A 12,106-nucleotide genomic window follows, 5' to 3' on the forward strand; every position below is an offset into this window, starting at 1 on the left:
GGTGATGTGTTATTTTATTTTTATAGTCGCTCTGATCGCCTCTGCGGCGCGCAGAGCGAGCGCGCTGATCGTCAGCGCCGGATTGACGGCGGCTGAGGTTGGCAGAACGGAAGCGTCTGTGATCCACAGATTTCTAATCTGGTGGCTCTGCAGTTCAGGCGACACCACCGAAGTTTTCGGATCGCGCCCCAGTCTGGCCGTACCACATTGGTGCGATGTGGTGCGCACACCGAAGGTATGAGTAAGGACGATCGGGAAACCGGCCTTGCGCATCAAAGCACGGGTGCGGGCGATCAGGGTTTTGTGTGCCCGCATGTTGCTGCGCTGCCACTGGATCACGATCCGGCCATCCCGCCACATGACGCGGCTCTCGGGATCGGGCAAATCCTCGCTTTGCAGGAACCAGCCAAAAGCATAAGCGGCCAGAAGCCGTGCAAGCGGCATCGGCAACCAGCGCATATTCGACTTCAGAACTGCCGCAGTGATCCGGCCCAGGCCCTGAACATTGCCCAGTGGCGCACCTTCCTCCGGGTCGGAGTCATAAAAGTCGTTCAGACTCAGGGTCTTTTGATAAACGCTCGTATTGCGTAGCAAAGGATTGAACGTCAACATTGCGGAACTGTTGTGGTTCATGAAATTCCGTCCGACCTGATCGGAGCCATTGGCCAGACCCGTCGGATGCGCGGCATTTGCCGACTTGAGCAAAAGCGCCGCCGACTGAATCGCACCGGCAGCGAGCGCAACACCTCGGGATTTAAGCACCTGCTCTTCGCCATCTGTCTTGCGCACCACAACCGCCGTGATGCATTCGCCTGCAGCGTCGGTCTCCAGCCGGATGACCTCCGCACCAGTCATGAGGCGCACTGTGTCATATGCGAGCGCATCATTGAGCGGACCCGTTTCAGCATCGATCTTGCCAGATCCGGTATTCGGAAAGGCATCCCAGCCGGTCTGGCCCTGAGCGAGCCAGGCGTCGATGTCGATGGCAAGAGGAAGCGAGGCGGGATGCCCACCAGCCGCCTGCAACCTTCGACGGACCTCTCTCATCACTGGCTCATCCGGAACCGCTGGCCAGGCATAAGGACCTTTTCTGGGAGGTTCCGTCGGGTCCTCCCCGGCTTTTCCGCGCACACGAAACAGCGTTTCGGCCGCATCGTACCACGGCGCCAGTTCTGCATAGTCCAACGGCCAGCCGGGCGTTGTGCCTTCGAAATGCTGACGCGGGCGGAAATCGGCTTCTCGGTATCGGTACATGACCGCACCGTAAAACTTCGAATTTCCGCCAACGGCATAGTAGTTTCCGGCAACAAAGGGAGTGCCGTCCGCGCCCATCCATTGTTCGGTCGGCGCGAAATGCCCACGCAGAAAGATCGCCTTGTCGTCACGTGCTTCGGGGCAATCGAGCAGATGTTGCCCCTTTTCGACGATCAGGATGCGTAAGCCCGAGGGTGCAAGTGCAGCCGCAAGCGACGCACCGCCAACCCCAGAGCCGACAATGATCAGATCCGCGTCCACGTCCGGTTAATCCAGCCGGGTCTCTGTTTCGGGATCGAAGAGCACGACTTTATCAGACTTCACGGCGAAACGCACTTCATCGCCAATCCCCAACGCGACCGGATCAAGACGTGCGACCACTTCGGTGCCCCCCGCAGAGAAGACGACGAGTGTGTCCGGCCCGGTCGGTTCGACGATGTCGACCCCGATCGGCACCACACCGGATGCATCCAGTGAGAAATGTTCCGGACGGACACCAACGAGAACATCACGCCCCGCGAAACGCTCACGTGTTTCGACCGAAAGCGGCACGCCGGAAATGAGCGCTTCACCTTGCGGTGTATCGAATGCCACAGTTGCCGCACCATCCGAACTCAGCAGACGTCCCGGGATGATGTTCATGGCCGGAGAGCCCACGAAACGCGCGACGTAGGTATTGGCAGGACGGTCATAGACCTCCTGCGGTGCGCCGAAGTGCTGGACGATGCCGTCCTTCATCACGGCGACCTTCGTGGCCAGCGTCATCGCCTCGATCTGGTCATGGGTCACGTAAACGATCGTCGCGCCGAGACGTTGGTGCAAACGCTTGATTTCCGTGCGCATATCGACACGAAGTTTGGCATCGAGGTTCGAGAGCGGCTCGTCGAAGAGGAACAGCTCGGGATGACGCACGATGGCACGGCCCATGGCAACACGCTGACGCTGACCGCCGGAAAGCTGGCTTGGTTTGCGATCCAGCAGCGCCGACATTTGCAGCATTTCGGCGGCAGCTTCGGTGGCCTTCGTCCGCTCTGCAGCCGGAATGCCCCGAATTTTCATACCGAATTCGATATTCTGGCGCACGGTCATAGTGGGATAGAGCGCATAGCTCTGAAACACCATGGCAATGTCGCGGTCCTTTGGCGACAGGTCATTGACGACGCGATTGCCGATCAGAACCTCACCATCTGTGATCTCCTCAAGACCCGCGATGATATTGAGCAAAGTGGATTTGCCGCAGCCCGACGGTCCCAGAAGAACAAGGAAATCCCCGTCTCCCACTGAGATATTAACCTCTTTGAGAACCTCATGTTTGCCGTAAGATTTGCGGACGCGGTTGATATCGAGAGTTGCCATTGAATTATCCTTTCACGGCGCCGGCAGTCAGGCCGCGCACGAAATAGCGACCGGCGATGACATAGACGAGCAAAGTAGGTATTGCCGCAATCATCGCCGAAGCCATGTCGACGTTATATTGTTTGCGGCCTGTGGTGACGTTGACGATGTTGTTGAGCGCCACCGTGATCGGGGTATCGGCGCCGGCGGTAAAGGACACACCGAAGAGGAAGTCATTCCAGATCTGGGTGAATTGCCAGATACAGCTCACAACGATGATCGGCAGCGCTGCGGGCAGCATGATCGAGAAAAAGATACGGAAGAACCCGGCTCCGTCGATCTGTGCCGCCTTGGTAAGTTCATCCGGAATGGTGACAAAGTAGTTCCGGAAAAACAGGCTGGTAAAGCAGATGCCGTAAACCGTGTGAACGAGGATCAACCCCGGAATTGAGCCGGACAGGCCAAGTCGTCCCAGCACCTGTGCCATGGGCAGGATCACAGCCTGATAAGGCAGGAAACAACCGAAAAGCATCATGCCAAAGACCAGGTTTGCACCTTTGAAGCGCCATTTTGTCAGAACATAACCGTTCAAGGCGCCAAGTCCGGTCGACATAAGCACAGCAGGAACCACCAACAGGATGGAATTTACGAAGTAGGGTTTCAACCCGGTGCATTCCGTACCGATACAGGCTCCGGACCAAGCCTTTTTCCAAGCCTCGAAGGTGACGCTTTGGGGGAGACCGATGAAGGAGCCCGAATAGATTTCGTCGAGCGGTTTCAGCGATGTCGTGATCATGACCCAGAGCGGCATGAGGTAATAGAGCGCCAGGAGAATCAAAGCACCATAGATGAAGATACGTCCTAGGGCGCGCTGGCGGGCAAGCGACTTAGTGGCCATTAGCATCCTCCCGGAGTTCAGAGTAAAGATAGGGAATGATGATCGCGGCGACGGTCATCAGCATCATGATCGCGCTGGCTGCACCAACACCCATCTGGTTGCGCTGGAAGGTATAGGCGAACATGAAAGTCGAGGGCATTTCCGTCGAGCCCCCCGGACCGGTGTTGGTCAGGGCAAGCACAAGATCGAAGCTCTTGATCGAGATGTAGGACAAGAGAACGATCACGCTGAGAAACGCCGGACGCAGAAGCGGCACGATGATGCTCATGTAGATGCGCGGCAGGGATGCCCCCTCAATCTGAGCAGCCTTGATGATCGAGTTGTCAATACCACGAAGACCCGCAAGAAAGATCGCCATAGCAAAACCGGTGGATTGCCAAACCGCGGCGATTACGACGCAGTAGATTGCAAAATCTGGTCGTGTGATCCAGTCGAAGGCAAAGTTTTCCCACCCCCAGGATTGCACCACCTTTTCGATGCCGAGATCGGGGTTCAATACCCATTTCCACGCGGTCCCTGTAACGATGAAGGACAGCGCCATCGGGTAGAGATAGATTGTTCTGAGTGCACCTTCGGCGCGGACATTCTGATCCAGAAGAATTGCCATCAGCAGACCAAGTGCAATGGTAATTGTCAGGAACAGGAAGGTGAACAGGAACAGGTTGATAACGGCGGTGTGCCAGCGCGGAGTGTTCCACAGGCGGACATATTGGTCGAAGCCGATGAAATCGTAACGCGGCAACATCGAGGACGAGGAAAACGAAATCCAGAGTGTCCAGGCGATGAATACGTAAACACCGATGAGCACAGCAAGAAAACTGGGCGCCAACACGAGACGCGGCAGCCAGTTGGCGAGACGGGTCTTAAAGGAAACGGCGGTACGATCCGGATCGATTCCTGAGGCGGGTGTACGGGAAGTTTGGGGCATGGTGTCTCCTTACCGTGGGACAAGGCAGACCGGAACGCAGGGGAGGAAGACGTTCCGGTCTGCGCACGTTACATCGCGTTTGCGATGCCGTTAACCAGCATGTCCACCGCATCTTGCGACGTCATGTCAGTGACAAAGAACGTGCCAACCACATCGCTGAACACGCCGGCAAATTGCGGCTGACTCGCGAAACCATGGGTCAACGCGCCGAGCATGGCACCGTTTTCAACAGCGGCTTCACGATCTTCAAAGGCTTTTACACCACAGGAGTCAAAACCTTCGACCGAAACGTCGGAACGTGCCGGGATCGACCCTTTGATCTTGTTGAATTCGCGCTGAACTTCCGGGTCCATAATGGCCTTTGCCAGTGCGTCTTGCGCGGCGGTGACTTTCTTGTCCCGCGTTTCGAAAGCGCCGAAGCTGTCGATCAGGAACAGATAGCTCGGTGTCTCGCTCGGCGTGGCAAAGCAGAGGAAATCTTCGCCTTCAACCAGTCCGTGGGCAAGGAACTCGCCCTTTGCCCAGTCGCCGTGCACCTGCATCGCGGCTTCACCGGATGCGACCATGCCGGTGGCAACCGCCCAGTCGCGGCCGACGAATCCGTCGTCGACCAGACCGCGCACTTCGCGTAGCGTGTCGAAAACTTTGACCATTTCCGGGCTTGCAAGCGCTTCGGGGTCAAGATCGACTACAGCTTTGCGGTAGAAATCCGGGCCGTTAAGGTCGGTGACGAGCGCATCGAAAATCAACTGGATTTGCCAGGCTTCATCGCCAGTGGCCAGCGGTACGATACCGGCCTCTTTCAGGGTCGGCCCCATGGCAATCAGATCTGCCCAAGTTGCCGGGACAGTCAGGCCATTCTCGTCGAAGACTTTTTTGTTGGCCCAGACCCAGTTTTGGCGGTGCATGTTGATCGGCATTGCAAAGAAGCTGTCATCCGACGTCACGAATTCACGAACCTGCGGTGCGATGGCGTCGAACCAGCCGTTTTCATTCGCAACGTCAGCGAAATCGCGGACCACGCCTTCGGCGAACCAGTTCTGGCCTTCAAAGCCGAGAAACTGCATCGCGCCCGGAGGGTTGCCCGAAGCGAGGCGGGTACGCAGTGCCTGGGTCGCGTTCGCGCCAGACATGCCGCCAACGGCGCTGTCTTCCCAGCCGAAACCTTCTTCTGCAAGTTTGTTGCGGATCACGTTGAGAGCAGCAACTTCGCTTTCGGAGACCCAATGGTGCAAGACTTCGATTGAACCTTGGTCCTGAGCCACTGCGGGCAAAGGCAGTGCGAGTGCGCTCGCCAGAAGTACGGATTTAAATTTCATCTCTTAGTTTCCCTGTTGTTTGCTTTGAAAGAGAGTATGGCCCACTTTTAGTTGCGCGGGGCCAATTTACGCGTTGCTTGTTCAGTCGGCCGAAGCAGCACCACCGTATGGGACGTTTTTCTTGCCATAGCGACGGACACGGATATTTGCTTGCTCGGCATGACCGACAAAACCTTCCATGTGACAGAGCCGGGACCCATAGGCGCCGATCTTTGCGGAGGCCTCATCGGTCAGAACTTTTTGATAGGTACAGGTTTTCAGGAACTTGCCGACCCAAAGACCGCCAGTGTAGCGCGCTGCACGCAGGGTCGGTAGGGTGTGGTTGGTCCCAATCACCTTGTCGCCAAAGGCAACGTTGGTTCGCGCGCCGAGGAACAGCGCACCGTAATTCTTCATGTTTTCGAGGAAATAATCCGGATCCTCGGTCATGACCTGAACGTGCTCGGATGCGATCCGGTCGCCTTCGGCAACCATTTCGTCCACGGTATCACACAGAATGATCTCACCATAATCTTCCCAGGATTTGGCCGCAACTTCTGCTGTCGGAAGGATCTTGAGCAGGCGTTCGATTTCGGCCAGCGTTTCCCGTGCGAGTTTCTCAGAGTTGGTCACGAGAATAGCGGGCGAGTTCACGCCATGCTCGGCTTGACCCAGGAGATCGGTTGCACAGATCTCGCCATCCACCGTGTCATCGGCAATGACCAGAGTTTCCGTCGGACCGGCGAACAGGTCGATGCCGACTTTCCCGAAGAGCAACCGCTTCGCCTCTGCGACGTAGGCGTTTCCGGGGCCTGCCAGCATGTCGACAGGGTTGATCGTTTCCGTGCCATAAGCCATAGCCGCAATCGCCTGAACGCCGCCGAGACAGTAGATCTCATCCGCGCCTGCAAGGGCTTGCGCAGCAACAATTTTCTCAGCGATCTTGCCTTTGAACGGCGGTGCGCAGGTGATCACACGATCACAGCCCGCAACCTTAGCAGTGAGGACCGTCATGTGCGCAGACGCGAGGAGCGGATATTTGCCGCCTGGAACGTAGCACCCCACGTTCGCGATTGGAACGTTTTTGTGCCCAAGGATAACGCCGGGAAGGGTTTCAACCTCGAGATCACTCATCGTGCCAAGTTGAGCCTGGGCGAAGTTGCGCACCTGATCTTGGGCAAAATCAAGATCGAGCCGCTCCTGTTCGGTGAGGTTATCAATGCAGGCACGGATCTCCTGATCCGTCAGACGGTAGCTCTCGCGATCGAGGCCATCGAAGCGCACGCTGAGTTCGCGAATGGCCTTATCGCCACCTTCCGCGACTTTAGCCAGCAAGCCTTCTACGGCTTCGGTAACGGCGGGGTCCGTTTGATCCCCATTAACAAGTCGGGCGGTCTTAATATGACGGATCATGGTATAGCTTCCTTATTAGGTGCATCGCACAGCGATGCACCCTGAAGTTTCGATGAAGGTTTGACTAAAACGCGGTCGCTTAGAGCATCTGCTCTTTTGCGCGCATTTCCGCGTAAGCTTCCTGTTCTTTCTCGTAGTAGTCCGGCGACGGGAAATCCCACCAACCCGTAGCGAACGGACCAGCCGCGTCGCGCGAGACGATGACTTCTACGAGGGTCGGGCCGTCGGTGTTGATGGCCTCTTCGAGAGTGCTCTCGAGATCTTCGTCTTTCTCAACCTTCCAGGCTTTCAGACCGAAGGCCTTCGCCGTTTCTGCAATCTCTGCGGAATACGGTTCGCCATTGCCAGCGTGGTTGTTGAATTCAGAGGCAATGTGACGCCCCATGAACTTACGCTGACCACCGCGGATCGACATATAGCCTTGGTTGTTGAGCACGAGGAAGACAACGTTGATGCCGTTCATGACAGCCGTGCCCATTTCCGGGAGCGACATCATGAAGTCACCGTCGCCAACAATCGCGACAACTTTGCGATCCGGGCATGCGAGCTTGGCGCCCATTGCGGCAGGCACAGCCCAGCCCATCGGCGAATAGGAGCCGGAGGTCAGGTGCGTGCGCGGTTCGAAGACCTGGAAGCTCTGCTTCACAGAGCCCTGGGTGTTGCCGGAACCGGCAACCACGATACCGTCGCGCGGCAGAACCTTGCGCAGGGCGACCAACGGGCGCTGCGAGGTGAACGGGGTTTCCGTGCTGAGTTCGCGCGGCTCAACTAGTTTGCGCCACTTTGCTTTCGCTTCTTCAACTTCTGCGAGGAAATCCGCGTTCGAAGCAACCAGTTTGGCTGCATCTTCGTCGGAGATTTCTTCGAGCAGTTTCTGAAGCGCGATTTTGGCGTCTGCAACGATACCAACTTCGGTCGGGTAGGTTTTGCCGATTTCGCGCGGATCGAGGTCGATGTGGATCAGTTTGCCCGGAGGGAAGCTGAAGGACACGCCTTTGGCATAGGAAGATGCGGACCAGTCGGTGAAGCGGCAGCCAACGGAAATGACCACGTCGGCAGATGCGGTGATTTCGTTACCACAGGTCGTGCCGGTTTGACCCACAGCGCCGATGAAGAGCGCGTTGTCTTCAGAGATCGCACCTTTACCGTTCCAGGTGATCGACACAGCAGCGCCAAGTTTCTTTGCGAGGGCAGTGAGTTCTTTCGAGGCGTTCGCAGTGATTGCGCCACCGCCGGCAACGATGACCGGGCGTTTCGCACCGAGCAACACTTTCGCAGCGGCTTTGATGGCTTCCGGATCCGGATGCGCAATGCCGGTGGGCAGACGCTTTTCAAGCGGGTGAATCGTGACTTCGTCAGCTTCGACCTGAACGTCCATCGGAACTTCAACGTGAACCGGACCCGGACGACCGGTCATCATCTCGTTGAATGCGCGGTGCATGATCGTCGGAAGGACTTTGGTCGAGTGGGCTTGCCATGCACGCTTGGTCACCTGCTCGGTGATCCGCGGGAACGCGTTGTCCTGCTGACGCTCGAGTTCCTGCATGGTACCGTGACCTTGCATGTAGGTCTGCGGGGACCCGGAAACGTAAAAGACCGACGTCGAGTCCGCATATGCGGTCGCCAGACCGATGATCGTGTTGGTAGCGCCGGGACCGACCGAAGTGGAACACGCCATCGGTTTGCCGCAGGCACGGTAATAGCCATCGGCCATGTGAACCGCACTTTGTTCGTGCATCACTTGGATGAACGGGATCTCGGAACCCTCTTCAAGAAACGCATCGAACAGCGCCCAGATACCGTGGCCCGGAACGCCAGCGACATATTCGACCCCGTATTCTTTGAGCGCGCGCGCTACAACTTGACCACCAGTTAGCTTCATGGACTTCCCCGTTTTACTGAGCCGCTGCTTGTAAGCGGCAATTAAAATTTGGATTGGGAAAGATTGCCAACTTGACGTCTCTCGAACAATTTCGCATTTAGAAGATAACTTGCGCAATCTGACGCACACCCTGCGAAAGTCCGTACAATGAATACCGACCCCGCCGCCCCCTACCGGAATAGAATGGATAAGTTCGCCGCGAATCTGCGCCTTTTGTGCGATCGTGAAGCCTCCATCTCGCAAGTCTGCCGAAAGATCGGGATCAACCGTCAACAATTCAACAAGTATCTCTCGGGCCGTCACATGCCTTCGGGTGGCAATGTGCGTCTGATCGCGAATTATTTTGGACTGAGCCCGGAACTCCTGTTCGAAGATCACGACCGGTTTCTGGCGCTGGTGGACGGAAATTTCTTTGAAGCGCTCGACTATCTCCGAAAATCTCCTCAGGTGATCCGATTTCTGGAAACCGCAGCAATCTCAAACAAGATCGAGATGGGGGATTATCTTGGCTGCTACGACCGTTATCAGTATTCGTCGATATATACCCGCCGGATTCTGAGATCGTCTTTTTGCATCTATCGCAATGGCGATTTCCTCAACCATTATTATATCGAACGGTTTCCGAGTTATGAGAACCCGTCACGCACAGCCTATATCTTTAAATACCATGGGTTTTCATTTATTCTCGATGATAGGGTATTCACGATCGATTTCGAAACGGTGCAGCGAAATGAATTCACATTCGGCATCTTTTCGAGCGTTCAGCGCAGCTCGAAACGCTTTCTCTTCGGGATCGTCAGTGGCGTGGCCGCTACAATGTTCCGGCAACCGTTCGCGACGCGCGCTGTGCTCCATTATCGAAAGCCCGGTCTGCTGACCCGTGCTGAGCTTGAAACAGCGTCCGCACTCGATATGAATGATCCGTCTATTCCACGGGAAGCCCGCGATTATTTGGGCGAAAGTCCGGATATGATCAAACCTTCCTGATTCCAACCACTCTGATCACATGGCAAAACACCCTACCCCGCTGCATCAACCGGTCCTGCAGGGCGCCCTTGCGCAGCGTTGGCGCGTCGTCTTTGAGGTTCGCCTATGGCGCGGAAAACGCCGCAGCAAGCCCCCGTACCTTTGCGGCCGATTTTGCCAAAGCTTCACGCGAAATCTGTCCCCGTTCGGCAGCCCTCACAAGGCTCTTCGCAAGATCAGGAACTTGCGTGCCGATATCCGCCAGCAACAGCAAATCGCAACCAGCATTCAGCGCATCGATGGCCACCCTTTCAAGGCTATCATCCAGCATCGTCGCTTTGGCATCGAGATCATCAGCCATGACCAACCCTTTGAACCCGAGTTGCCCTTTCAACATTCCAACGATCTTTTCCGATCGCAAGGCCGGTCGCTCCGGATCAATCGCGCGAACGATGGCCGGGCCGACCATAACCACATCCACCCCTTCGGAGATAGCGGCCCGGAAAGGCAGTAGCCCAGCTTCGATAACGTCCAAAGACGTCAGGGATTGCGCCGCTGCGTCGATTGCCGGATCGCCCGTCGTCGATCGGAATCCTGGGAAATGCTTGGCGGTCGCCGCAACTTTCCCCGCGCGTACACCTCTGATATAGGCCGACGACACCTGCGCGACCACCTTGGGATCTTGCGACCATGTGCGCCCGGCCAGCCAGACGTTTTCCCCATCCAAGACGTCCAGAACCGGCGACAGAAACAAATTGATGCCGAGGCTCGCTGCCATTTCAGCAACGCTCCTGGCGCGTTCGAAGATCAACTCCGCAGGGACGCGGGACAATTGTGAACGCGGCGGGAACTGCGGAACGAGATCGTGGAGCCGGCAGATGCCGCCGAGCTCTTGATCCACTGCGGCAAGAAGAACGCCCGCGCGACGCCGGGCCTCCTGGGTCACCTGGAGAAAGCTGTCTGCCCTTTCCTGTCCGCGCCGCGTGTCGGACATGCATCTGGCAACATATTCGTCCCGGCTCTCGCCAATAAGAATCGAGACACCGCCCTGGTCAAGATAGCTGCGCAACGCATCGCTGAGCACAAGCCCGTCAAACGCAGGGAAGAGAACGGCGTGGGCGTCTTGGGTCACGGTGTAGGTCATATCGAACTCTCTGGCGGCCTAGATGCATATTGGTTCATGATTTTGTGCGGTTATGCAACAAGCGGTTATGCAACAAGATGAGGCTTTTCTGACACCAACAAGCGTCAATCCCTGTTAATACATTGCGATGTCTTTTGCGGCAGCACCTCTCAAAAGTGCGTCACATTGCGTCGAAAATTAGCTTTTCGCGCAATGGTACAGTCCCCGATTCCATGTTTTTCTCGGCTCAAAGACCCCTTTTAAAGGACTGTACCCATGCAAAACACTGTTCGTGATCTGGCTTTCGCCGACGAATTCATCGCCGCTCAGCTCGTTGAAAACCCGACCGATTACAAGGTCGAAGACGCCGTTGTCGTGAATCTCTCACCGAAGCCGATGGTCACCGGCGACAAAGATCCGGCGATCATTCCGCCTTGGAAATCGACCTGGCTCAAAGGCGGTGTTATCAAGTCGGGCGAGCGCGCGGCCTTGATCAAGGTGCGCAAAGCGACCAATTTGGGCGGATGTGTGTTCCGTGGCTGGGACTGGCTTGGCAACCGTATCCGTAGCTTCCCCCGTGACACGCCTCTTTATATCTCCGCGCAGGACACCCTCGGGATCGTCAGCACCGATGCCAAGTTCTTCACCAATGAACGCGCACAATCTGAAGAAACGCAAGACTTTGAGTTGAAGATCAACCTGTGGTGGTCCCCCGGCGATACCGATTGCTTCATTCACAACGAGCACCCCTTCCTGGAAGTTCACACCCAGATTCACGGTGTCGGACGGATGCAGAAATTCCACGAAAACGATGAAGCCACACTCTATGAAGACATGCCCATGTCGATCGGCTTCTCTCACGATCCGTTCTGCCGCGTGACCGGTCCGAACGAATGGACGTATCCGTGGCACCGCTACTATGCCGACACCGACTGCGTCTGGCTGGCCATCGAGCTTCACCCGATTACAACGTCCTGAAGTTTGTAGTTGCCTGGTCCGTAATCCAGGC

General features: G+C 56.5%; 10 protein-coding genes. 2 read left to right on the forward strand and 8 right to left on the reverse strand.

All coding sequences use genetic code 11. The features are described 5' to 3' along the window. Positions 1-9 precede the first annotated feature (9 nt). The 7 genes from V1475_RS19345 to V1475_RS19375 form a co-directional block, all read right to left on the reverse strand. Positions 10-1,515, reverse strand: a complete 1,506-nt coding sequence (locus tag V1475_RS19345) for a GMC oxidoreductase (RefSeq protein ID WP_479414119.1) — start codon at positions 1,513-1,515, stop codon at positions 10-12. Positions 1,516-1,521: 6 nt separating this feature from the next. After that, a complete protein-coding gene (locus tag V1475_RS19350) occupies positions 1,522-2,610 on the reverse strand; it encodes an ABC transporter ATP-binding protein (RefSeq protein WP_479414120.1) in 1,089 nt (362 codons plus the stop codon). Positions 2,611-2,614: 4 nt separating this feature from the next. Continuing rightward, positions 2,615-3,487 (reverse strand): carbohydrate ABC transporter permease, encoded by an 873-nt coding sequence (locus tag V1475_RS19355; RefSeq protein WP_479414121.1) that lies wholly within the window; start codon positions 3,485-3,487, stop codon positions 2,615-2,617. Continuing rightward, entirely contained in the window at positions 3,477-4,415 is a 939-nt protein-coding gene (locus tag V1475_RS19360; RefSeq protein WP_479414122.1) for a carbohydrate ABC transporter permease, read from the reverse strand. Before V1475_RS19360 ends, V1475_RS19355 begins: the two co-directional genes overlap by 11 nt. Positions 4,416-4,483: 68 nt before the next feature. Next, positions 4,484-5,608 (reverse strand): ABC transporter substrate-binding protein, encoded by a 1,125-nt coding sequence (locus tag V1475_RS19365; protein ID WP_479414123.1) that lies wholly within the window; start codon positions 5,606-5,608, stop codon positions 4,484-4,486. 207 nt (positions 5,609-5,815) lie between these two features. Then, positions 5,816-7,126, reverse strand: coding sequence for a histidinol dehydrogenase (gene hisD / locus V1475_RS19370; RefSeq protein ID WP_479414124.1), 1,311 nt, complete (start codon positions 7,124-7,126; stop codon positions 5,816-5,818). Positions 7,127-7,205: 79 nt separating this feature from the next. After that, a complete protein-coding gene (locus V1475_RS19375; protein ID WP_479414125.1) occupies positions 7,206-9,125 on the reverse strand; it encodes a thiamine pyrophosphate-binding protein in 1,920 nt (639 codons plus the stop codon). Between the two features lie 66 nt (positions 9,126-9,191). Between V1475_RS19375 and V1475_RS19380 the strand changes: the two genes are divergently transcribed. After that, positions 9,192-9,995: a helix-turn-helix domain-containing protein gene (locus tag V1475_RS19380; protein ID WP_479414126.1), complete on the forward strand. Its 804-nt coding sequence runs from the start codon at positions 9,192-9,194 to the stop codon at positions 9,993-9,995. A gap of 103 nt (positions 9,996-10,098) precedes the next feature. Here V1475_RS19380 and V1475_RS19385 read toward each other — a convergent pair whose 3' ends face one another. Further along, positions 10,099-11,118 carry a glycoside hydrolase family 3 N-terminal domain-containing protein gene (locus V1475_RS19385; RefSeq protein WP_479414127.1) on the reverse strand — a complete coding sequence of 340 codons (1,020 nt, stop codon included), beginning with the start codon at positions 11,116-11,118 and terminating at the stop codon, positions 10,099-10,101. A 255-nt stretch (positions 11,119-11,373) separates the two neighbouring features. Between V1475_RS19385 and V1475_RS19390 the strand changes: the two genes are divergently transcribed. Further along, entirely contained in the window at positions 11,374-12,075 is a 702-nt protein-coding gene (locus tag V1475_RS19390) for a hypothetical protein (RefSeq protein ID WP_479414128.1), read from the forward strand. Positions 12,076-12,106 lie beyond the last annotated feature (31 nt).

Source organism: Celeribacter sp. SCSIO 80838, from assembly GCF_056498065.1.